The sequence below is a fragment of the Ralstonia sp. NFACC01 genome (assembly GCF_900115545.1).
In the GTDB taxonomy this organism is placed as follows: Bacteria; Pseudomonadota; Gammaproteobacteria; order Burkholderiales; family Burkholderiaceae; genus Ralstonia; species Ralstonia mojiangensis.
The window spans coordinates 125,458-148,060 of the sequence record NZ_FOWV01000008.1 but is presented as its reverse complement, the minus strand read 5'-3'; the positions used below and the strand labels follow the sequence as shown (position 1 = coordinate 148,060).

Sequence of the window (22,603 nt, the reverse complement as noted above, 5' to 3'; positions counted from 1 at the left end):
GCGCGCCCCTGAGCGCCAATGCGTTCAGCCCGCTTTCACCCGCTGGCGCTTCGTCTCCTTGACGGCCGTGGGGTGGACGACCGCCGTATCCTCCGGAGCCAGCGCCCGCCCGTCCTGCGCGCGGAGTTCAAGCCGCGGCACCGGCTTGCCCGTTGCCTTCTCAACCAGCACAACGTGCGCCTCATCGGGCTCAAAGCAAAACGCTTCGCCCCATTGCCGCAGCGCCACCAGGAGTGGAAACAGCGCGCGCCCTTTCTCGGTCAGCACGTAGTCCTGATACGCACTGCCGTCAGCCGCCGGCACCGTCTCGAGAATGTCGTGCGCCACAAGGTTGCGCAGCCGCACCGCCAGGATGTTCTTCGACAGCCCCAGACTGCGTTGAAACTCGCCAAAGCGGCGCAGGCCATCAAACGCGTCGCGCACGATCAGCAACGACCACCAGTCGCCAATGGCGTCCAGCGGTCTGGCGACGCCGCAAAGAGAATCCGCATGGCTCGTACGTTTGACCATCTGTATCGCGCGTTCCGGGCGCGCCCTCACATTCAATGTGGTTGCAATATAAAACCTCGACTGCTATAACGCAACGGTTCTATTTTGCAACCAAATGAATGAAGAGGAAGCACGGCATGCGCGTTGACACGTTCGACGGGATGTACCCCTATACCCCCCTCTTTACCGATGCACCGGGCTTTCAGATGCATTACGTGGATGAAGGCCCCGCCGATGGCGAAGTCGTGCTGTGCCTGCATGGCGAGCCCACATGGGGCTTCCTCTTCCGGCACCTGATCGCGGCGCTGCACGGCACCCACCGCGTGGTGGCGCCCGACCACATGGGCTTCGGCAGAAGCGAAACACCGCCATCACGCAGCTACTGGCTGCAAGACCACATCGACAACCTTGAGCGCTTCGTGCTTGCGCTGGACCTGCGCGGCATGACGCTCGTCATGCATGACTTTGGCGGGCCCGTCGGGATGGGGCTCGCGTCACGGCATCCGGATCGCATTCGGCGCATCGTGAGCGTCAATGGGCCGACGCCGTTCGGGCAGGCGACGCTGGGTGAACGCCTGGCCGCCAATGCAGCGGTGTCGCCGTGGTTTCAGTGGATCATGCGGGCCGAACCGGAGGGGCGTCTTGAAGCCGTGCTGGGTGAACTCGGCTTCAACATCCTCAGCACCTTGAAGCTCAACGGCTTTGAAGACCACCGGCTCATCAACGATGCGTGGTTGCGGGCGTACGGCGCGCGCTTTGCAACGCCGGCTGACTGCGCTGGCGCCATCGGCTGGGCCAAAGGCGTTGCGACAGGCGCCCATCGCTTTGAAATGCCGGACGCCGCAGCGCGCCGTGCCATCGCGACCAAACCCGCCATGGCGATCTGGGGCATGGCAGATCGCACGCTGCATGCGGAGTATTTCCTGCCACTGTTCAGCGAGCTATTTCCGGATGGGCCGGTGCATCGGTTGCCCGGTGTTGGGCATTACAGCTTGGAAGATGCGCCCGATGCGATTGCCGATCGTATCGCGACGTTTCTTGCGCAAACGTGAGGGCGTAGCATGCGCCGACTACCACGCCGCATACATGCACAGAAGACAGCGAACGCGAACGCGTGGCCAGCGCCCCAGCGCAGGCTACGCTTGCTCGCGCTGCCCTGGCACGGCCGCCTGGCAGAGCCTGACTTCCGCCACCAGACCACCGCCTTTGCGATTGCGCAACGTGAGCCCACCGCCTGCAGCCACGGCCAGCTGCTGCGCAATTGCCAAGCCCAGCCCCGTGCCCCCCGTCTCTCGGCTGCGCGAATTCTCCAGCCGCACAAACGGCTGCAACACGGCATCGAGCTTGTCTTCCGGAATACCGGGCCCACGGTCGCGCACTTCGATCACCACGGCTTCGCCGTCGCGGCGCACATCCATTTCCGCCGCGCCGCCAAATTTGATGGCGTTATCGGTCAGGTTGGTCAACACGCGGCGCAATGCGTGCGGACGCGTGACGATCGCGCCCGTAGCGTGCTGCTCTAGCGTTACCGGCTTGCCGGTGTCCTGGTAGTCGTACACAAGGCTCTCGACAAACGACCCGACGTCGATGCGCGATGGCTTTTCACCATCGCCATGCGCACTGCGCGCGTAGGCCAGGCCCTCCCGCACGAGCGTTTCAATCTCGGCCAGATCGCTCAACAGCTTGCGCTTCTCTTCAGAGTCTTCCGCCATTTCAGCGCGCAGCTTCATGCGTGTGATGGGCGTCTGCAAGTCATGCGAAATGGCAGCCAGAATCTGCACACGCTCTTCAACAAAGCGGGCAATGCGCTGGCGCATGGCGTTGAAGGCGTGTGCTGCGCGCGCCAGTTCAGTCGGGCCGGTCTCGTCCAGCGGAGGTGTCTGCGCGTTGGGGTTGAGCGCATCGGCGGCATCGGCCAATGCCACCAGCGGCCGGATCGACAGCCGCACCGCAAACCAGCAGCACACGATCAGCAACAGCAATTGCACCACCAGCACATATGGCAGCCACTGCGCGATGGGCGTCATGCGCGGGTGCACATCAATCGTCAGCGTACTGCCGTCGCTCAGCGTGAGGTGCGCCTGCAGTTGCTTGCCGTCGCCCGGTATTGACTCGACCGTCACGGGAAAGCGGCCGCCGCTGGCCTCGCTGATGCGCGCGGCGATGTCCTTGCCGCGCTGGGTCATCTCCGGCACGCCGGGCGAGCCAGGGCCGAGGATGTACTGATAGTTGCCGCGATTCAGGCGCGGCAGCCACTGCGGGCGCTCGTCCGCAGGCAGGCGGTCAAGGATGGCGATGGCTGTGGACACATCCGTTTCGAGCGTGCCCAGCATGACCTCGCGCGCGCTCATGTAGCGCTCGGAAAACAGCACGGCAAACGACAGCGCATACGCCACCACCAAGCCCGCCAGCAGGATCACAAAGAGGCGCGAGCCCAGCGTGCGCGGCCACGCCCAGGCACGCGCGCTCGTTGCTGTGCTCATTGGCGTGCCTCCTTGATCTCCACCGGCTTGGCAAAGACATAGCCCTCGCTGCGCACGGTCTTGATGTACGCCGGATCGCGCGCATCGTCATTCAGGCGCTGGCGCAAGCGGCTGACAAGCAGATCGACGGATCGCTCGAACATCTCGGCCTCGCGGCCCTGCGTGAGGTTGAGCAGTTGATCGCGGTTGAACACGCGCATCGGGTGGTCGACAAACACGCGCAGCAGGCGGTATTCCGCACCGCTCAGGGCGACGATGGTGCCCTCGGCATCGATCAGGTGGCGCGCGGTGGTATCGAGGTGCCACTCGCCAAAGGCCAGCATCTGCCCAGCTTCGGAAATCTGCAGGTTGGGCGGCAGCATGCGCGTGCGGCGCAGCACGGCCTTGATGCGGGCGAGCAGTTCGCGCGCGGCGAACGGCTTGGCCACGTAATCGTCGGCGCCCATTTCCAGGCCGATGATGCGGTCGGTCTCGTCGTCGCGCGCGGTCAGCATCAATACGGGCGTGGCTTTGTGCTTGCCGGCGCGCAGTTCGCGACACAGCACCAGGCCGTCATCGCCGGGCAGCATCAGGTCGAGCACGATCAGGTCGACGGTGTTGGCTTCCAGAAACGCACGCATGTGGCGCCCATCGGGCGAGGCGGTCACACGCAGCCCGTTCTTGGTGAGATAGGTCGAAACGAGTTCGCGGATCTCGCGGTCATCATCGACGATCAGGATGTGGTCGACGTGGGCATCCATGGGGGGTGGCCTCGGCACGATGGAAGGTGGAAGGAAGGCGCCATTTTGCGCCTGTCCGTGTGACGTAGCGAGCCCGTGTTGTATCGGAATGCATCTGGCAGACGCATTTGTACAGTGCGATACAAAGTCGCCCCTGCGGCGATACAAGCCAGCTACGCGCGCGGCGTCTGATGGAGGCAATCCCGATCCCTTGCCAAGGAATGTCGATCATGAGCCTGCTGATACTCGCCTACCTGGGCGGCGCGCTGACCATCCTGAGTCCGTGCATCCTGCCCGTCCTGCCGTTTGTATTGAGCCGTACCGGCCAGCCCTTTGTGCGCGGCAAGCTGCCGATGCTCGCCGGCATGGCACTCACCTTTGCCGGCTTTGCCACGCTGCTCTCGGCCGGCGGCGCGTGGGCGGTGCGTGCCAATGAAGTCGGCCGGTTTGCCGCGCTTGCGCTGCTGGCCGTGTTCGGGCTGTCGCTGCTGTGGCCACGGCTGGCCGATCTGATGGCCCGGCCGGCGGTGGCGCTGGGCAACCGGCTGGCGGGGCAAGCGTCAACGGGCGGGGCATCGGCGGAACCTTCGGTGGCGGGCTCGCTGCTGCTGGGTGTGGCCACGGGGATGCTGTGGGCGCCATGCGCGGGCCCGATCCTCGGTTTGGTGCTGACAGGCGTGGCGCTCAATGGCGCGAGCGTGTCCAGCGCGTTGGCGCTGACGGCCTACGCCGCAGGCGCAGCCACGTCGCTGGCGGCAGCGCTGGGGCTGGGCGGGCGTGTATTCGCAGCCATGAAGCGCTCCATGGGCCTGGGCGAATGGGCGCGTCGCATCATGGGCGCTAGCGTGCTGGGCGGCGTGGCACTCATCGGTCTCGGGGCAGATACGGGCCTGCTGGCGCGCCTGTCTTCCGGCGGCACCACGCAGCTTGAGCAGGCACTCGTCAACGGGCTGGGCGTGAATCGGCCGGCACCGCAAGCCAGCCTCAACGTGGTGTCCGAAGCCGAGGCCGCGCCCGTGGCGAGATCCAGCGGCTTGCCCGTAGAGGGCCGCCTGGCCTCGTTCGACGGCGCGGTGCAGTGGCTCAATTCCGCACCGCTCACTGGCGACCAACTGCGCGGCAAGGTCACGCTGGTCTATTTCTGGACGTACTCCTGCATCAACTGCATCCGCACGCTGCCTTACCTGCGCGCGTGGGCCGACAAGTACAAGGACCAGGGCCTGACCGTCGTGGGCGTGCACACGCCGGAATTCGCCTTCGAGAAATCTCCCGAGAACGTCACCCGCGCCGTCAGCGGCTTTCGCGTCAACTTTCCGGTGGCCATCGACAGCAACTACCGTATCTGGAACGCCTTCCACAACAGCTACTGGCCGGCCGCGTACTTTGTCGATGCCCAGGGCAACATCCGGCACCACCAGTTTGGCGAGGGCGATTACACCGCCTCCGAACGCGTCATCCAGGCCTTGCTGGCCGAGGCAGGCAACAGGCAGGTGACAGGCGGCGTGGTCGCGCCCGATGCCCCCGGGGCCCAGGCCGCGCCGGACTTGGACAACGTCCGCTCGCCGGAAACGTACGTGGGCTACGCGCAAGCCGACCGCTTTGCATCGCCAGGCGGTGCGCAGATCGGCACGTCGCACGCATACAGCGTCGGCAAGCTCGGCCTGAACGAATGGGGCTTGTCTGGCCAATGGACCATCGAGGCCGAGCAAGCCACGCTCGACCACGCCGACGGCAGCATCGTCTACCGATTCCACGCGCGTGATCTGCACCTCGTGCTCGGACCGGCCGCGGACGGCCGCGCCGTGCGCTTCATCGTCACGATCGATGGCAAGCCCCCCGGCGACAGCCATGGCGCCGATACCGATGCTCACGGCAATGGCGCCATCACGCAAACGCGCCTCTACCAGCTCGTCCGCCAGGCTGGCACGGTGGGCGAGCACACGTTCGAGATCCGCTTTCTTGATGCGGGGGCGCATGCCTACGCCTTTACCTTCGGCTGATGCCGTTGCGGACACCGCCACTGCATGCGGCCTTTTTGTACGCGTTTGTATCCAAGCGCCACAGAGATACATGCCCAGACAGAAAGGCCCTTCCACGCTACTTCAGGGATACGTCGGCCCTCTTTAATACGTCTCGTGGCCCCGGCAACAAGCGCACACCAAGCCGCTGGCGCCGGGACGCAAATCCAACCCTCAGTCTTCCCCCTTCATCAAAAGGAGATCACCATGACCCGCATCGAAAACGTTCTGTACACCGCCAAGGTCAACGTCACCGGCGGCCGCGATGGCCAGGCACACAGCGATGACGACCGCCTGAGCCTGAAGCTGTCGCCCCCCGGCAGCAACGGCCGCGGCACGAACCCCGAGCAACTGTTTGCCGCGGGCTGGTCGGCCTGCTTTATCGGCGCAATGGGCCGTGCGGCCAGCCAGATGAAGATCAAGCTGCCGGCCGATCTGTCCTTGAATACCGAAGTGGACCTGGGCACCACCGACGATGCGTTCTTCCTGCAAGCACGCCTGAATGTGAGCCTGCCCGGCCTGGACCACGAAGTTGCGCAAGCCGTGGTGCAGGCCGCCCACCAGATCTGCCCGTATTCGAAGGCCACGCGCGGCAATATCCACGTCGAGCTGAACGTGGTCTGACACACCGCATGGCCCGCCGGCACTGGCTGGCCTTCCCCTTCAACCTTTCAGGGATTGCACATCATGCGCACCACCTTCCGCGCCGCGCTTGCGGCACTCGCCATTGGCGCCGTCTACTTTGTCGGGACTGGCGTGCCCGCCTTCAGCCAGACCGCAGCAACCGGCGCGACGGCTCCCGAATTCACCGGCATCAACCAGTGGTTGAACTCGCAGCCGCTGTCGATGAAGGACCTGCGCGGCAAGGTCGTGCTGGTGGATTTCTGGACGTACTCGTGCATCAACTGCCTCAACACGCTGCCGCACGTGAAGCAGTGGTACGACAAGTACAAGGATCAGGGCCTGGTCGTGGTGGGCGTGCACACGCCGGAATACGCGTTTGAGAAATCAACCGCCAACGTGCAGGAAGCACTCAAGCGCCTGGACGTGCGCTACCCGGTCGCGCAGGACAACAGCTACGCAACGTGGTCTGCCTTCCACAACCAGTTCTGGCCAGCGCTGTACCTGATCGATACCGACGGGCGCATCGTCTATCAGCACTTTGGCGAAGGCCGCTACGCCGAGACGGAAGCCGCCATCCAGAAGCTGCTGGCAGACCGCAAGCCGCAGAAGCCTGCGTGATGAGGCTGCGTGAGAAGTCGCGCCCCGACGGCGCTTATGAACGCCAGCGGGCGGGGCGCTTTTCCAGGAAGGCGTCGATGCCCTCGCCGGCGTCTTCTTCCATCATGTTGCGGGCCATGACATCGCCCGCGTAAGCATAAGCATCGGAAAGCGGCATCTGCCGTTGCCGATAGAACATCGCCTTGCCATAGCGGATGGCGACGGGGCTCTTCGAGACGATGTCCGCCACCTTGCGAGCCACGGCGGCATCCAGTTCCTCCGCGGGTACGGCCTCGTTGATGAGGCCCCAGTCCGCGGCCGTAGCCGCATCGATAAAGCGGCCCGTTACCAGCATGTCGAACGCGCGCTTCGCAAGCACGTTGCGCGACAGTGCCACCGCAGGCGTCGAGCAGAACAGGCCGACATTGATACCTGACACCGCAAATCGCGCGGTGTCTGAAGCGATGGCCAGGTCGCAACTGCCGACCAATTGGCAGCCGGCCGCTGTTGCCACGCCATGCACGCGCGCGATGACAGGCACGGGCAGCGCCTGAATCGCCTGCATCACCACGCTGCACCGCGCAAACAAAGCCTGGTAGTACGCAAGGTCGGGCGTACCGCGCATTTCGCGCAAATCGTGTCCGGCGCAGAACGCCTTGCCCTCGGCGCCGAGCACCACGCAGCGCACCGTCGCATCTAGCGCAATGTCGTCCAATGCGCGCTGCAGCGCATCGAGCATGGCTTCTGACAACGCGTTGAACTGCAGGGGCCGATTCAGCCGCAGGGTAACGACGCCCTCGTGGTCGTCACGCAAGACGAGTGCCTCGGTGGCGGCATTGGTGGTGGGGTGAGGTTGCATGCGCACTCCTTTGCAGGCTGGTGCCCGGGTGGGCACCAGTCTATCTCTGCCGCGCGCGCGCCGCACTCAGGCGTTGCCAGTAGCTGCGTGCTGGCTGTCAGCCGCCACGCCGGGCCGGCGCGCGCTGGCCTGATGTAGCTCGACCATGTTGCCCGCCGGGTCCCGCAGGAACAGTTGCTTCAGCCCGGGCGAAGCTACGTTGTCGAGCGAGAAGTAGCGCACGCCACGCGCAATCAGGGCCTGCTCTGCGGCCAGCACATCCTCCACGGCCAGCGCCAGGTGGTTCGACACCGGGTCTTCATCCGGCGCGCGGGCGTAATCCGACACCCCGTCGCAGCCGAGGATGTGGACCTGCGTGCCATTGGGCAGGTCGATCCACGACCCATAAATGCCCCGGATCTTCCAGCGTGTGGCATCGAGCGGCAGCGACAGCACGTCGCGATAGAACTCCAGGGTGGCATCGGCTTGCCCCTGCGGCACCCGAAAACCTACGTGATGCAGCCCCACGACTTTGACTGACATAGCGTCTTCCTTAAGCGTTGTGCGCGGCCAGGCGGCCCCGCGTTGATCAAGTGCGGCATCCGGGCATCCGATGCCGACTGGCCGCAGTATAGTACGTAAACCGTACTATCTGTAAACCGTATTTTATGTGATGCGTATAATCCGTCTTCACACACGGTCCATATCGCCTGCCCAGGCCTTTCGTCATGAAGCAACGCAACGCCGCATCCGATCGCACCGCCTCCCGCGAAGACGACATCGACCAGGACCTTGCGCTCGCTATGCAGCCGCACCTCGCCCTGATGAAGAAGACTGCGCGGCGCGGCACCCATCAGGGCCGCGCCGGGATTGGCATGCTGTTGCTGTGGCTGTCCGACGACATCGGCCCGCGTGTTGATGCCTCCCTGGCCGCGCTGGGCCTGTCGGAAAACAAGCTTGATGTGCTGATGTTTTTTGGCCTGGCCGAGCGGGGGCTGATCGACAGCAAGGAAGTCACGCCGTCGGCCATGGCGGACTACTTCGGCATCACGCGCTCAACCGTCACGGGCGTGCTGGATTGGCTGGAGAAGCGCGGCCTGCTGCAGCGTGCACTGAGCACAGAAGACCGGCGCAGCTTTTCCCTCACCCTGACTGATGCGGGCCGAGCCCTGCTCGCCCAGGCCCTGCCCACGTTCTGGGACACCTGCGAAGCGCTCGTCGCCTGCCTGGACGAAACCGAATGCGCCGCGCTCCAGCGCATCCTCGCCAAGCTGTGGAAGCAGCTACGGCGCCAGACCTGAACGGCCTACCCCTTCGCCGCTTTGACATTGGGCGGGCGGCTGACTATCACGCGTCTATAAGACGTCGGTCGCCAGCCCCACCAAGATGCGCGGGGCGCACCACCGCAAGCCGCCGCCGGCAGCACAATCGGATCGCGGTCGCACCGCAAATCACACCAGAAGCAAAAGCGAACGAGTGACACAGTCACCGCAAGGGGGCCAACGTGATATCGGAAACGCTGGACATGCAGCGAGGCCTGTTGTTGAGCCTCTCTCCGGGACGCCGGACGTATTGGATGGCGCAAGCGGTGGCCGTGCTGTCGCTCGTGGTGCTGATGTCGGCCGTGCCGTTCGCCAAGGTGCAGTTGGCGCAACTTCCGTCGTTCGTGCCGATTTACGAGTCGGCCCTCATCCTCAATGACCTGATTACCGCGGCGCTGCTCTTCGGGCAATTCGCCATCACACGGTCGCGCGCAATGCTGGCGCTCGCCAGCGGCTACCTCTTCACGGCCGCCACGGCGGTGGGGCATCTGCTGTCATTTCCGGGCCTGTTCGCATCCGGCGGCCTGCTGGGCGCCGGGCCGCAGAGCACCGCCTGGATCTACATGTTCTGGCACGCGGGCTTTCCGTTGTTTGTCATCGCTTACGCCGTGCTCAAGGCCCAGGAAGAGCGCGAGCCTGACCGCTTCCCCGCCCACACGCTGACGCGGCAAACGGCACTGGGCACCGTGGCGGCCGTGCTGGGCGCAGCGGCAGCGTGCGTGGCACTGGCCACCGCCGGCGAACACCTGCTGCCCACCATCATGGCGGCCAACCGCTACACGCCCGTCATGGGGTTCGTGGCCGGCAGCACATGGTGCTTTTGCATGGTCGCGCTGGTCGTGCTCTGGCGCAGCCGCCCGCACCTGACGCTCGACATCTGGCTGATGGTCGTGCTGTGCGTGTGGATCTGCGATGTCGCGCTCAGCACCGTATTCAACGGCGGGCGGTATGACCTCGGCTTCTATGCCGGCCGCGTGTTCGGGTTGTTGGGGGCGAGCTTTGTACTGCTGCTGTTGTTGATCGAGAACACGGTGCTGCATTCCCGGCTGGCTGCGGCGCGGGCCGAACTCAAGCGGCTGGCCGCGAGCAATGTGGGGGATCGCGAAGGTTGATGCGGTGACGCGGTGATGCGGTTGCGCCGCGCTACGCCCGCCGCATTTGCGTGGCCCGGCCCGGCATCGACATCGCCGCCACCCCCGCCACCACACACGCAAGCCCGATCCACGCCGAAGAGGGCAACGATTCCCCCAGCAACACCACGCCGATCGCCACGCCAATCGGCACACGCAGATAGGCCTGCGCGGTGGTACCGATCGCACCCAGCGTCTGGATGAGCCGGAAGTAGATGGCAAAGGCCAGCGCCGTGGAGAGCCCCGCCAGCGCCACCAACGCCATCAACGAACGCGCAGAAGGCTCAAGCGCCCAAGGGTGATCAACAAGCAGGCTCGCGGGCGTGAGCACCAACGCCCCCACCAGCAACGAGCCGGTAGCCGGCGCCGCAGGATGCAGCCCCTTGAAAGACCGGCCGTAGATGGCCGCACCTGCATAGCACGCCGTGGCCGCCACGATGGCCAGTTGCGGAACAAGCTGCCCACCCAGCCCATCGAGCGCGCTCGGACCAACCACCAGACACGTGCCGACAAACCCGGCAACCACGCCGATCAGCTTGCGCAACGACACCGGCTCGTGCCGCGTGATGAGCACCGTCGCCACAAACACCATCACGGGCGACGTCGAATTCAGGATGGTCGCCAGACTCGCCCCCACCGAGCGCTCGGCCCACGCGATGAGCGTGAAGGGCACAACGCTGTTGAGCAATGCCTGCACGCCAAAGCGCATCCATACTCGCCTGTCGCGCGGCATGCGGACGTTGCGACTGCGCATCCACAGCAACAGCAACGCCGCCGCGATCAACGTTCTGGCGGCAATGAAGGTGAGCGGCGGAATGGTCTCCACGCCGATCCGGATGAAGGTATAAGACGCGCCCCACAAGGTCGACAGCGTGAAGAGCAGGGCCAGATCGGTGGCGTGGCTGGATGGGGGCGTGTCGGTGTGCGGCACGGAGTGCCCTCCTGTTTTGGCGGCTAGGGCCGCAACTGGATACGGGAGGATCGTAGCGGGGATGGGCTTTGGCCGTGCGGGAAACGGTTTGGTGTGGAGCGAAGCGTGGGTGGCGATGTTCAATCGTGCGTGGATGTTGCGGCATAGCGACGAGTGCGACATTGGATGCGTGGCTCAGACGCATAGCGGCCACGACGCTCAGCCCACGATGAGGGTACTGACTGACGAGACGAGGAAAGGCGGGTTTTCTTGGCTCAGTCGAAGGCCCATCCGATTTGTGCTCGCCCCCGAAAAGCTGTCCTCATTGGCGAATACACACCGCCGTAACACGCGGCTGAGGGGTGACGCAACCGCAGCAGTTGCCTAAGATGCCGCCCTCTCGGCAGGTCGCTACAAGCGGCCGTGCGGGGCCCGACGGTCATGCGCAACACCACGTGCATGACCGTCAACCTCTGGCCTCCAATCAGTGCAAACCACCCTCGATGTCGAAGATCAGCAGCGCGAACGGTATCCCGCCACGGCATGACAACCCGTCTGACGGCCACCACGCCGGGCCGCTGACGCGCGTTGCGCAACAACCCGCCTGCGCACCCCGGGCGCCCAGTCCCGGGCTCACGCAGTTGCCTAAATCCACCGCTGCACGCCAGCCCGCCGCGCCAACCCGGGTCAAAGCCTTGCGGACGCTGGAAACGCGGCAGCGCCTGCACCGCTTGCGCAAAGAACTCAGCAAGATTGACCCTCCACCGGCCTGTGCCGAAGACGCCCATGCCGACATCCTCGCGGCCATGGTGCGCGCCGGCTTGAGCGGCTGGACGTTACCAGCCCTGTCCGACCCCACCAATGCGCGCCATGCAGATGGGTCGGTGATGGTGTCGCTGGTGTCTCACGCCATCATCTTCAACGCCAGAGGCGCGTTCCGCATCATCGATCTGCTGCCCCCCGGCAGCGTGTACTTCGAGTTGGCCGGGAACAACGATGCTGCGTTCGTCCTCCCATGCGGCTGCCCCGTCGTCGCAGCCCATTAGCGCACGACACCACGGCCTGCAGCCCGCGCATCCGGTATCTCAACAATTCTCACCTCAGGGTTATCCGCCATTTCGGTCGGCGCTCACCTTTTCGACACTCCTGCCACACCACCAATAAAACAAGGGGCGGAGACAGGTATGGACCGGAGGCAATTCGTACGGAGTTCGGTAGCACTGGGCGGCGCAATGATGCTGTCGCCCATGGCACGCGCGGCGGAAGCCGGCGTGTTCGCAGACAAGATCGTCTTTGGGCAGACGGTTGGGTTCGACAGCGTATGGGGCGGGTTGTACAAGAACTACACCAATGGCCTGCTGGCCGGCTTCGAACAGGTCAATGCCCAGGGCGGCGTGGCCGGACGCAAGCTGGTCGTCAAGCGGCTGGAAGACAACTACCTGCCAGACAAGGCCGTGGCCAACGTCAAGACGCTGGTGCAGGAAGGCGTGTTCGGGCTGGTATGCATGGGCGGCACCGGTAACACCATCGCCGCGTTGCCGCTGCTGGAGCAATACCGCCTGCCGATGGTGGGCGCCATGACCGGCGCCACCGCCGCCCGCAAAGCGAGCGCACCACTGTTCCACACGCGCGCCAGCTACGCCGACGAAGTCACGAAGATGGTCCAGCACGCCACCACCATCGGGCTCAAGCGCGTGGCCGTGGTCTACCAGGACAACCCCTTTGGCTCCGGCAATGCGGACGCCGCCAAGGCTGCAGCCAACAAGTTTGGCGCGCAGATCGTCGCGCTCATCCCGCACAACGCCAAGGGCGACGACATCGACATGGTGGTCGACAAGATTGCCGCCGCCAACCCGCAGACAACGCTGCTGTTCACCTCGCCCACCTCGGTGGCCGACATGCTGATGCGCTATCAGGCCAAGCACGGCCCGGTGCCGTTGCCGCAGCCGTGGATTCTGTCCGTCACCACGCCCAAGACCGTGTTCGAGAAGGCCGGCACGCTGGCCCATGGCGTGGCTGTCACGCAGGTCATGCCGGGCCCCAACGCGCGGACCCAGCCGCTGGTGCGCGCGTTTCGCGAGGCCAACGACAAGTTTGGCGACCACAGCAACCAGACCTACGAAGCGGTGGAGGGCTTCCTCACCGCCCGCGTCATCGTGGAGGGCCTGAAGGCCTGCGGCAACAACCCCACGCGCGACGGCTTCATCCAGGCGCTGGAAGGCTTTGGCACACGTGACTTTGGCGGCGTGCGTGTTCATTACGACCGCAGCAACCACGCCGGGCTCGACTACGTGGACGTGACGATGATTGGCAGCAACGGCCACCTGGTCGGTTAAGCCATGCGCAACTTGTGCCCCAACGCACACCGGTGGCAACATGGCGCCATGCAACGCGCGCCCGCCACCACCCTGCAGATGATTCGCACCGCCCCGCCAACGGGACGGTAGTGTGTGGCGCCAAGCCAGCCGAACCCGCCTCCCGAGGCGGATTTTTTGTTTCTGCCTGCCCATCACCAGAAGGACGTGAACCCGATGATCGAGATCCGCCCCGCGCAGTTTCCTGCCGACATGGCCGCCGTGCAGGCCATCTTTCGTGAATACGTGGCAAGCCCCAGCGTCAGCCTGGATTTCCAGGACTACGAAGCCGAGTTTGCTGCCCTGCCCGGCAATTACGCCGCGCCGCGCGGGCAATTGCTGCTGGCCTGGAAAGCCGATGCCGTGGTCGGTTGCGCCGCGTTTCGTGAGGTGGATGCAACCACGTGCGAGATGAAGCGCGTCTACGTCCGCCCCGCTGCACGCGGCGAGCAGCTCGGCCGCCGCCTTGTCGAGCGCCTGCTGCAAGACGCCAAGGCCGCCGGCTATGCCCGCATGTGTCTGGACGTACTGCCCGAGTTCAAAGCCGCGCAGCAGCTCTACCTGTCGCTGGGCTTTACGCCCGCACCGCAGATCACGTTCAACCCGGTGCCGGGCACGCTGTTCCTGGGTCGGACGCTGTAGCGCGCGGTTGCTAGAATCCCGAGCCGCCCTTCTTGAAGACGACCGAAACAACGCGATGACGGTATCCCTGAGCCTGGACCCGCAGTTCTTCAACCTCCTTGCCGAGAGCCACCAGCGGCTTGTCGGCGTGCCGCTGTTCGACAACGCCGCCACCCGCACCGACGCGGCCCGATGGCTTTACGAAGACGCGCCCTTCTGCCTGCTGGCACACAACACCGATGCCGACCCGTGCTTCATCTACGCGAACCGGGCCGCGCAGCGCTGCTTTGAATACGATTGGAACGGCATCACGGCGTTGCGGTCGCGTTTTTCAGCAGAGCAACCAAACCGCGAAGAACGCGCGCAATTGCTCGAATCGGTACGCACACGCGGGTTCGCCACCGGTTATCGGGGCGTGCGCATCTCGCGCTCCGGAAGGCGATTCTGGATTGAGGGCGGCACCGTGTGGAATCTGATCGACAGCGACGGCGTGTACCACGGGCAAGCCGCGACCTTCCACCACTGGCATGACGTGTGACCTGCGGGGAAAAAGCGCGGCCCGGCCTCGCTGTTTTAGGCCTCGGAACCTCGCATTTGGTGTTCCAAGTCCGGCGTAAAATCCGTTCGCCAAGGAACCGCCACGATCATGCTCGCTCGCACCATCGCAACGCTCTGCGCCATCGCGCCTCTCGCTGGGTGCGTCAGCTATCAAGACCCCCGCACGCCCGAACAGCAGAAGCTCGCGCTGCAGCGGGCCGCCAATGAACTGGCCGGCCGCTACACCATCACAGACAGCCGCAACGACGATGGCCACGGCTATACGCAAGCCTTCGTCAGCAAGCAAGACGGCTCAGACCAGCTCAGCCTGCAGATGATGGGCCCGACCACCGGCGCAATAACGCTGGCCGGCTCCGACTGCCGAGGGTGGTATGTCGAAAACCAACGCTACACCGCCATGCAGTGCGATGCGTTGACGGGCGAGGTCAACTTCTTCTCTCTGATGCGGCAAGCCAACCCAGACCCGGTGAACTCCGGCACCATGCCACCGTCGTTCGCGACGATGGTGGTTCCGGAAGGCAGCTATCTCTTCGACATTGCAGACCGCAGCGGGCGGCATCACCATTACGTGTTGACGAAGACACCACTGCAGCAGATGCCCGAAACGCCCGGTGCAATGCGGCGATGGCCGGCACCGCGCTCGTCGCAATAGGCATCGCCGGGCTGTTCCGTCATATCGCCGGGTTGGTATTCACAACACAACAACGTACGTTTCAAAGGGGTAGGAGTTGTCGAAAAAGATCATCTCTCTGGTCTTGGCCTGCGCTTGCAGCATGGGCCAAGCGGCCTTCGGACAAATCTCAATGGAAGCGCCCCTGACAGACGCGCCGCAAAGCGAAGCGCTCCAGACGGAAGTCCTTCAAGCAGCCACACCTCAAGCGGAAGCGCCCATGCCGGAAGCCCCGCAAGCGGAGGCGCCCAACCCCGTGCCCGCCCCAAGGGCGGAGCCCCTCGTCAAGGTCGAACAAAGCTATTGGGAAGCCGAAGGCCTGAGCGCCCGGATGCGCAAGGCGCGTGCGATCACGTTGTATTTGATGGACCCCGCCATGGCATCGCTCAAGGCCGTGGACGAAGCGCAACTGAAAGACGCCGGCTGCGAATACAGCACCGAAGACGCCGCGCTCGTCGCCAACTTTGCGGAATTCATCGAGCACACCAGCGTGCGCAGCAACTCGTTCGTACTGCAGTTCGAGCCTCGCGAGGCCGCCTACCTGGCGCTTGGAGGCGGCAGCGAGATGAAGCTGCTGTTTGAGAAGCCCTACCCGAATCAATCGGAAGTGCTGGGGCAGATCAATGGTCAACCGGTCACAGTCAGCAAGAGCCTGGTGGAAGGCTTGTACCGATGGGCCGCGAAGGTTGACCGCGTCCGTCGCTGCGAAAACTTTGTAGGCAAGTACCGGTAAGCCAGCGCGCCCGCCTTCAAAGCGCGTATGCCAACGGCCGCAGGTTGGCATCCAGCACAAACTGCTGGCACATGCTCGGCGCCAGCGGGCGGCTGAAGAAATACCCCTGAAAACGGTCGCACCCCAGGGCCGACAGGCGCTTGAGCTGCTGTTCGGTTTCCACGCCTTCCACCACCGTCGACAGGTTCAGCGTCCGGCTCAGGCTCGCGATGCTGCGCACGATGTGTTCATTGATGCTACCCGCGCTCACGTCGGCCAGAGAACGATCGATCTTCACGGTGTCCAGCGGCAGCTCGCGCAGGTAGTGCAGCGACGTATGCCCCATCCCGAAATCATCGAGCGCGACTTTCACGCCAGCCTCCCGCAACTGTTTCAGGTTGCCGATGGCGTTGATGTCCGGCAGCAGCATCGTGGTTTCGGTGATCTCCAGTTCAAGCTGCGTTGGCGACAACCCTTCGCGGTGCAGGATGTCGATCACGTTCCGATGGAACGCATAGTCCAGCAACTGCCGTGGCGACAGATTGACGGCGACCACGAAATCGTCCGGCAAGACATCGCGCCACGCAGCGCGCTGCTGACACGCCAGCGACAGGATGCGTAGGCCCAATTGGTCGATCTGGTCAATGTCATCGGCCAGCGCCACGACAATGGGCGGCGCCACGCGCCCCAGCACCGGATGCTGCCAGCGCAGCAGCGCCTCTGCACCGAACACGCGCCCGGTTGTGCAATCCACCTGCGGCTGAAACTCCAGAAAGATCTGGCCTTCTTTCTTGATGGCGCCTTCCAGGTCGCTGGCCAGCGCCACCGCCATGCGGCCCTCGTCGCCGGGCAGGTCCAAACACCGCCGGCCCTTGAGGCTCACCTCGGGCGACTCGGCAATCTGCAGCAGAGAAGCCAGTACGTCCTGACTGCGCCGTGCGGACAAGACATCCGCCATGCGCACAAACGGAAGGTAGATTGCCGCCCCCACCACCAAGCCAATGAGCTGCACCACCGCGCCTGATACCGAGCCGGTGGCCGCGTAGCCGCTGAACAACGCCGGCGTGGTCCACGCCACGCTGTAGCCGGTCTTGGGCATCAGGTCAGCAACGGTGGCCGCATAGGCGATCAGAATCTGCACCAGCGGCGTGAGCAGAAACGGAATCGCATAGACGGGGTTCAGCACCAGCGGCAGCCCGAACAGCAATGGCTCGTTCACGTTGAACAGCGCCGGCAACATGACGACGAGCGCCATCTTGCGCCCACGCAGCGTGCGCCTGGACATCAGCAGCGCCAGGATCAGGCTGAGCGTGCCGCCCGAGCCGCCCATGCGCGCGAACACCGCGAAGAAGTGGTACGTAAAGATGAACTGCGGCTGGCCACCGTTGGCAACCGCCGCCGCATTGGCCTGCGTTGCGGGCTCCAGGATGTGTTGGTGGACGGCGTACAGCGCATTCGGCCCGTGGATGCCGAACAGCCAGAGCACCTGCGCCGCGGTTTCGTAGCCCAGACCAAACAGCAGGCTGTTGGAGACTTCCGAATGCGGCACCGCCAGCAGCGCATCGAATGCCGCCATGAGCTGCGGCCCGCCCGCCCAGTCCACGACGATCTTGAGCAGCGCAAACGTCAGGATCGTCAGCATGCCGGCCGGCATGACCGACAGCACATCGCCCACCAGAAGATCGTTGCTCAGGTGGTGAGACGGAATGCGTAAACGGCGGATGCCGCACAGCTTCAGAAACAGGCTGCCGCCCAGCGACGCAACCAGCAAAGCGCCAAACAGCCCGCGCCCCAGCGAGAGCGATGCCGATGCCGATGCCGATGCCATCAAAGATGCATCCGCATCCGGCGTAATGAGCGTGAAGAAGCACGACACCACCACCACCGCCGCCACGGTCGGGTTGACCACACGATGCCCCGCGCGCTGGTTGTGCAGCTTCGCCAGCACTTCGGCAAACCCAAAGAGCGCGACCAGCGCGCCGATGCCGATTGTTCCGGCCAACACACTGTCGCAAAAGACGTCCAGCCGCGTGCCAAAGACAGTCAGCAGCGCGTGGCGCATGCCGGCGGTGGGCGGGTTGCGCAAGAGCAGCGCCAGCGCGCCCACCATGATGAGCGGCAAAGAGAGCGCCAGCCCACGCCGAATGGCAATGAAATACGGCCCGCGGTCGAAGCGCTCGGCGGCACTCAACAACCTCAGCCAGGGCGATAGCGCCTGCGTCGTCATAGGACTGGATCTTGTTCGAGGTGGATCGGCAATATCCGGGGCAGCCCGGAGTTTTGCTGATCGGGCTATGCATCGTAATCGACACAATCCCACGCGCCTGAAGCGCAACCCCTTACGCAATACGCAAAAATGCTCACCAGCCCATGGCAAGCTTTGTGCAATACCTAGGGGAAACCCGAAGTCTTGATGCGTCGCCGGCCCCCGGCGCGCACCACAACAAGGCATCGGCACCAACGTGGCGCCCAACCTGTGTACGGCGCGCCCCAGAATCTGCAACGATCTTGCTTATGTCGATTTCCCTTCGTGCGCCCCGCACTGTGAAACTACCTGCACCCCTTCTTTCCCTGCTCCGCCTCATGCGCGACCCGCATCGGCGCTATCAGCATGCGCGCTACATCCATGCCACGCGCGTCGGCTTGGGCGTGCTGCTGTCGATTGCCGTCACGTCGGGCTTCGGCTGGCCGCATGGCGAGTGGGCCACCATCTCGCTGCTGATCGTCATTGCCGGGCTGCAGCACCACGGCAACATCCGCAAGCGCGCGGCCGAGCGCGCCTGGGGCACCCTGATCGGCGCGGTGGCGGGGCTGTTGATCATCGTTCAGCAGACGTGGCTCGCGCATCTGCCGCTCACGTATGCACTCACGGCCATCGCGTGCGGCATCTGCGCGTATCACGCCATCGGCAAGGGCGGCTATATCGCGCTGCTGGCCGCCATCACGCTGGTCATCGTGGTGGGGCATGGCGACAACAACCTGCTCGACGGCGCATGGCGCACGCTCAACGTGCTGGTGGGGATTGCCATTGCGCTGCTGTTCTCGTTTGCGCTGCCGCTGTATGCCACCTACTCCTGGCGCTACCGGCTGGCCGAGGCGCTGCGTGAATGCGCCCGCGCCTATGCCAACCTCGGCCAGGCCGATGAAGCCTCGGGCGAGCGCAGCAAACACCTCGGCAAGCTCAACACGCTGCTGGTGCAGTTGCGCTCGCTCATGCCGTCGGTGTCCAAAGAGATTGACGTGCCCGTGGAGCGGCTGGAGAACATCCAGCGCAGCCTGCGCATCTGCATCAGCACGCTGGAACTGCTCAATGCAACGCACGGGGCATTGGGCGCACCGAGTGCAGACGCCCTGCCCGGTGTGGGCGCCCGACGCATCCGAGACACGCTGATCGGCATGTCGCGGGCATTGCGGTTCGGCACGGTGGCGCGCCTGGCACGACCGCGCGCGGCCGACCTGGCAGAGCTAAAGCACACGCCCGGCACACCTACCGTGGAAAGCGCGCTGGCGGAGGGTTTTGCCAACGAGATCGAGAACCTCCGGCGGCAACTGCTGGCGATTGCGCCGCAGTGGAATATTGGGTGAAGCGCGCGCGCTGTGTCTGCTGAGAGCGGCGCACGCATTGCTCAATTATTCTCAGCTACGCATGCAGGTGTGGGGCCAGGTCGGTAGACTGGCGCGTAGCCATAGTTCACGAGCCTTCGTGAAAAGATGGTCGGGGAGCCTCGGGATTGACCACCTCGGGGCTTTTTTTTCGCCGGTGCGGAGCACCTTTCCATCGACCGGGCCGAGGGATGTAGTTGCACGCAGCCGATTCGCCGTGGCCACTATCCGGTCGCCGGTTGGGAGCCAGACATGTACACACCTCACTGGACCAAACGCCTCAGCCTGAGACTGCTCAGCGCTGTCACCCTTGCGCTCTCACCGGTCTGCGCGCAGCTTGCGAGCGCCGAGCCACTACACAATCGCGCCGTACCCTGCCGAATCGGCAATGACGCAGCCATCGAGGCGGACCACGCTGTCCCCACTGGCTCGCACCCGCCGCAGGTCGGCCAATTCGGCATCAGCGCGGATGCCAACGCCTACACCGTCGATACCGGTGCCGGACTGGTATTCAAGATCCGAACACGAGGGGCCAACGGCGGTGATCGCGGCAAGGGCGACATCGTCTCCTTGCTCTGGCACGGCGTGCAGTATCAAGACCCGCGTAAAGGCAGTCAGGTGAATTCCGGCTTTTCCGGCCTGTATGACGGGGACGATCGCGTCAATGTAGACGCGGCACGCGTGGGCAATGACGCCATCAAGGTTACCGTCAGCGCCGGGGCGTTAACCCATGTCTACATGGCCCGCCGCGGGCACCCCAACATCTACATGGCAACGTATTTCACGGCGGAGCCCAAGCCCAACCTTGTGCGCTTTGTCGTGCGGGTGCCGCATGCACGCCTGCCCGACGGCCCGCAATGCGCCGACATCACCACCGCCGTGCGCGGTGTAGAAGCGCATGATGTTTTTGGGTTGGCCAACGGCGAAACCCGGTCCAAGCATTACTCCAACATGCGCCTGAAGGATTGGCAGTACTTTGGCGCGACCGGCCCCGGCGTGGGCATGTGGATAGTGCGTGACAACAACGAGGGCGGGTCTGGCGGCCCGTTCTACCGCAGCCTCCTCGACCAGGGCGCTGAAGACCAGGAACTGACCTACATCGTCAACTACGGCGAGAACCAGACCGAGCCCTACCGCATGGGCGTGCTCAACAGCTACGTTCTCGCCTTTACCGACGGCGAACCGCCCCGTGACGTGAGCACCCACTGGTTCAAGGATATGGACCTGCCCGGCTACGTGCCGGAAAACCAGCGCGGCTCCCTCGAAGGCCATTTCACTGGCCTGACAGAAGACGCCCCATATACCCTGGCCCTCAGTAACGCGCAGGCGCAGTACTGGGGTGATGTCTCTACGAAAGACGGCCACTTTCACCTGCAAGGCATGCTGCCCGGCCAGTATCAGGCGACGCTCTACCGAAATGAGCTGCAAGTGAAACGCTTCAACGTAGACATCCAGCCCGCCCGCACAACGCCTTGCGCGTGTGGCGGCATCGATCACGATCCGCAACACGATGCCGCGCTATGGCGCATTGGCACCTGGGATGGCAGCCCGCGCGAATTCCGCAATGGCAACCAGGTCACGGTGATGCATCCATCCGATGTTCGGATGCAGCCGTGGGGCGTGCCCCAATACATCGTCGGGCGCTCGACCCCCGCCAGCGATTTCCCTGCGTATCAGTGGAAAGCCATCAACGGCATGTTGGTGGTGCGCTTCCGGCTGGAGCCGCGTGACATGGCTGATCACCGGCTGCGCATCGGCATCACCACGGCCTTTGCCCATGCCCGCCCGAGCATCACGGTCAACCAGTGGAGCGCACCCGCGCCGCAACCCGCGGCTGAGCCGACCACCCGCAGCCTCACGGCGGGCTCCTACCGCGGCAACAACGCCACCTTTGCGTTCGACGTTCCGGCGTCGGCCTTCGTGGTTGGCGAGAATGAGCTGAAGATCAACGTCACCAGCGGTAACGCCGGAGAAGGCTTTCTCAGCCCCGGTTACGCCTTCGACGCCATCGATTTGCTGAAGTAGCGGGCACCGTGACCAGCGTGCCGGCGTACATGCGTCAAGCTGCCAGCTTCACATTCGGGCCAGCGCTCTCCGACTGCCCGCCCGCCGGCTGGGCCGCCAACTGATAGCCGCGCGAGTAGACGGTCTTGAGCTCGACGCCGGTCGCCGGGCCAAAGCCCAGCTTCTTGCGCAGTTTGTAGATGTGCTGTTCGATCGAGCGCTCTGCAACGCTGGCGTCTGTGCCCCATACCGCAGACGCGATCTGCTGGCGCGACAGAAACGCCCCAGACGACGAGAACAACAGCCAGGCCGTGGCGAATTCGCGTGCGGTCAGACGAATGGGTACGCCATCCAATGTCGCGGTGCGGGTCAACCGACATAGACGATAGGGCCCGACCACCACCTGCGTATCGGGCGCGGCCTGCGTCGACTTGCCGGCCCCGCGCAGGATGCGGCGAACGCGCGCGCACAACTCCTCGGCGCTGAAGTGGCCGGAAATGATGTCGTCGATACCGGCGTCGAACGCGCCGAGCATCTCGTGGCGGCCGGCAAAGTCGCCAAACACCAACGTTGGTCGGCACATGTTGGCGTTGCGCTCGCGCCCCGAGAGCAACTGTCGGGCGGCCGTGCTGAACTGCTTCGCATCAATCATCAGCAACGCAAAGGCCTCGGTGTGCCCGGTGCGCATCAGGGCCAATGCGTCGTCGAAGTGCACGCACGTCACGCCCTGCGCTGACAGGCAGGCCGCTACATAAGCAAAACTGGTTGGGTTGGTGGTCAGTACAGCAAATTTCATGGCAAGCTCCCCGACGGCGCGGGGTCGATCAATACGTCCACCCCGCTTGTTATGTTTCGCAAAAGCATAGCGTTCACAGTGTGTTCATCCATCGCTATGACTAGCGATGCGGCGAGGGGGCCAGCCGACCATCGCCCCTGCAGCGGCGGCGCAGG

The 22,603-nt window shown here is 64.5% G+C and carries 22 protein-coding genes; 14 read left to right on the top strand and 8 right to left on the bottom strand.

Annotated features, from left to right (window positions below; all coding sequences use genetic code 11):
• Window positions 1-24: 24 nt before the first annotated feature.
• On the bottom strand, window positions 25-510 hold the full coding sequence (locus BM136_RS20260; protein WP_175537178.1) for a winged helix-turn-helix transcriptional regulator: 486 nt from the start codon (window positions 508-510) through the stop codon (window positions 25-27).
• Window positions 511-626: 116 nt separating this feature from the next.
• Between BM136_RS20260 and BM136_RS20255 the strand changes: the two genes are divergently transcribed.
• Window positions 627-1,541, top strand: a complete 915-nt coding sequence (locus BM136_RS20255; protein WP_092974834.1) for an alpha/beta fold hydrolase — start codon at window positions 627-629, stop codon at window positions 1,539-1,541.
• 84 nt (window positions 1,542-1,625) lie between these two features.
• On the opposite strand, the gene BM136_RS20250 is transcribed toward BM136_RS20255, so the two are convergent.
• Window positions 1,626-2,972 carry a sensor histidine kinase gene (locus BM136_RS20250; RefSeq protein WP_092974830.1) on the bottom strand — a complete coding sequence of 449 codons (1,347 nt, stop codon included), beginning with the start codon at window positions 2,970-2,972 and terminating at the stop codon, window positions 1,626-1,628.
• Window positions 2,969-3,712, bottom strand: a complete 744-nt coding sequence (locus BM136_RS20245) for a response regulator (RefSeq protein WP_045205459.1) — start codon at window positions 3,710-3,712, stop codon at window positions 2,969-2,971. Before BM136_RS20245 ends, BM136_RS20250 begins: the two co-directional genes overlap by 4 nt.
• A gap of 209 nt (window positions 3,713-3,921) precedes the next feature.
• On the opposite strand from BM136_RS20245, the gene BM136_RS20240 reads away from it, so the two are divergent.
• The 3 genes from BM136_RS20240 (at window position 3,922) to BM136_RS20230 (ending at window position 6,951) form a co-directional block, all read left to right on the top strand.
• Window positions 3,922-5,691 (top strand): cytochrome c biogenesis protein DipZ, encoded by a 1,770-nt coding sequence (locus BM136_RS20240; RefSeq protein WP_092975088.1) that lies wholly within the window; start codon window positions 3,922-3,924, stop codon window positions 5,689-5,691.
• A gap of 225 nt (window positions 5,692-5,916) precedes the next feature.
• Window positions 5,917-6,333: an organic hydroperoxide resistance protein gene (locus tag BM136_RS20235; protein WP_092974826.1), complete on the top strand. Its 417-nt coding sequence runs from the start codon at window positions 5,917-5,919 to the stop codon at window positions 6,331-6,333.
• 63 nt (window positions 6,334-6,396) lie between these two features.
• Window positions 6,397-6,951, top strand: coding sequence for a thioredoxin family protein (locus tag BM136_RS20230; RefSeq protein ID WP_092974823.1), 555 nt, complete (start codon window positions 6,397-6,399; stop codon window positions 6,949-6,951).
• A 34-nt stretch (window positions 6,952-6,985) separates the two neighbouring features.
• Here BM136_RS20230 and BM136_RS20225 read toward each other — a convergent pair whose 3' ends face one another.
• Window positions 6,986-7,789, bottom strand: a complete 804-nt coding sequence (locus tag BM136_RS20225; protein ID WP_092974820.1) for an enoyl-CoA hydratase — start codon at window positions 7,787-7,789, stop codon at window positions 6,986-6,988.
• A gap of 66 nt (window positions 7,790-7,855) precedes the next feature.
• Window positions 7,856-8,311 (bottom strand): VOC family protein, encoded by a 456-nt coding sequence (locus BM136_RS20220; protein ID WP_092974817.1) that lies wholly within the window; start codon window positions 8,309-8,311, stop codon window positions 7,856-7,858.
• A 260-nt stretch (window positions 8,312-8,571) separates the two neighbouring features.
• Between BM136_RS20220 and BM136_RS20215 the strand changes: the two genes are divergently transcribed.
• Window positions 8,572-9,069, top strand: a complete 498-nt coding sequence (locus BM136_RS20215; RefSeq protein ID WP_368073446.1) for a MarR family winged helix-turn-helix transcriptional regulator — start codon at window positions 8,572-8,574, stop codon at window positions 9,067-9,069.
• Between the two features lie 224 nt (window positions 9,070-9,293).
• Window positions 9,294-10,202: an MASE4 domain-containing protein gene (locus tag BM136_RS20210; protein ID WP_254775706.1), complete on the top strand. Its 909-nt coding sequence runs from the start codon at window positions 9,294-9,296 to the stop codon at window positions 10,200-10,202.
• Between the two features lie 31 nt (window positions 10,203-10,233).
• Here the strand turns inward: BM136_RS20210 and BM136_RS20205 are convergent, their stop codons facing one another.
• Window positions 10,234-11,151, bottom strand: coding sequence for a DMT family transporter (locus BM136_RS20205; protein ID WP_092974810.1), 918 nt, complete (start codon window positions 11,149-11,151; stop codon window positions 10,234-10,236).
• A gap of 482 nt (window positions 11,152-11,633) precedes the next feature.
• Between BM136_RS20205 and BM136_RS20200 the strand changes: the two genes are divergently transcribed.
• The 6 genes from BM136_RS20200 to BM136_RS20175 all read left to right on the top strand — a co-directional run bounded on the left by BM136_RS20200 (window position 11,634) and on the right by BM136_RS20175 (window position 16,066).
• The gene (locus BM136_RS20200; protein ID WP_092974807.1) at window positions 11,634-12,176 is read left to right on the top strand and encodes a hypothetical protein; all 543 of its coding nucleotides are present in this window, start codon (window positions 11,634-11,636) and stop codon (window positions 12,174-12,176) included.
• A gap of 138 nt (window positions 12,177-12,314) precedes the next feature.
• Window positions 12,315-13,466: an ABC transporter substrate-binding protein gene (locus BM136_RS20195; protein ID WP_092974804.1), complete on the top strand. Its 1,152-nt coding sequence runs from the start codon at window positions 12,315-12,317 to the stop codon at window positions 13,464-13,466.
• 195 nt (window positions 13,467-13,661) lie between these two features.
• Window positions 13,662-14,126: a GNAT family N-acetyltransferase gene (locus tag BM136_RS20190; RefSeq protein ID WP_092975082.1), complete on the top strand. Its 465-nt coding sequence runs from the start codon at window positions 13,662-13,664 to the stop codon at window positions 14,124-14,126.
• A gap of 55 nt (window positions 14,127-14,181) precedes the next feature.
• Window positions 14,182-14,643: an MEKHLA domain-containing protein gene (locus BM136_RS20185; RefSeq protein WP_092974801.1), complete on the top strand. Its 462-nt coding sequence runs from the start codon at window positions 14,182-14,184 to the stop codon at window positions 14,641-14,643.
• A gap of 108 nt (window positions 14,644-14,751) precedes the next feature.
• Window positions 14,752-15,315, top strand: coding sequence for a hypothetical protein (locus tag BM136_RS20180; RefSeq protein ID WP_092974798.1), 564 nt, complete (start codon window positions 14,752-14,754; stop codon window positions 15,313-15,315).
• A gap of 151 nt (window positions 15,316-15,466) precedes the next feature.
• The gene (locus BM136_RS20175) at window positions 15,467-16,066 is read left to right on the top strand and encodes a hypothetical protein (RefSeq protein WP_092975079.1); all 600 of its coding nucleotides are present in this window, start codon (window positions 15,467-15,469) and stop codon (window positions 16,064-16,066) included.
• 16 nt (window positions 16,067-16,082) lie between these two features.
• Here BM136_RS20175 and BM136_RS20170 read toward each other — a convergent pair whose 3' ends face one another.
• On the bottom strand, window positions 16,083-18,272 hold the full coding sequence (locus BM136_RS20170) for a PTS sugar transporter subunit IIC/EAL domain-containing protein (RefSeq protein ID WP_092974796.1): 2,190 nt from the start codon (window positions 18,270-18,272) through the stop codon (window positions 16,083-16,085).
• Window positions 18,273-18,559: 287 nt separating this feature from the next.
• Between BM136_RS20170 and BM136_RS20165 the strand changes: the two genes are divergently transcribed.
• Together BM136_RS20165 and BM136_RS20160 are read left to right on the top strand one after the other, a co-directional pair.
• Window positions 18,560-19,630 (top strand): FUSC family protein, encoded by a 1,071-nt coding sequence (locus BM136_RS20165; protein ID WP_092974793.1) that lies wholly within the window; start codon window positions 18,560-18,562, stop codon window positions 19,628-19,630.
• Window positions 19,631-19,900: 270 nt separating this feature from the next.
• A complete protein-coding gene (locus tag BM136_RS20160; protein WP_092974790.1) occupies window positions 19,901-21,673 on the top strand; it encodes a rhamnogalacturonan lyase B N-terminal domain-containing protein in 1,773 nt (590 codons plus the stop codon).
• Window positions 21,674-21,707: 34 nt separating this feature from the next.
• On the opposite strand, the gene BM136_RS20155 is transcribed toward BM136_RS20160, so the two are convergent.
• Window positions 21,708-22,448: a response regulator transcription factor gene (locus BM136_RS20155; RefSeq protein WP_092974787.1), complete on the bottom strand. Its 741-nt coding sequence runs from the start codon at window positions 22,446-22,448 to the stop codon at window positions 21,708-21,710.
• Between the last annotated feature and the right edge of the window lie 155 nt (window positions 22,449-22,603).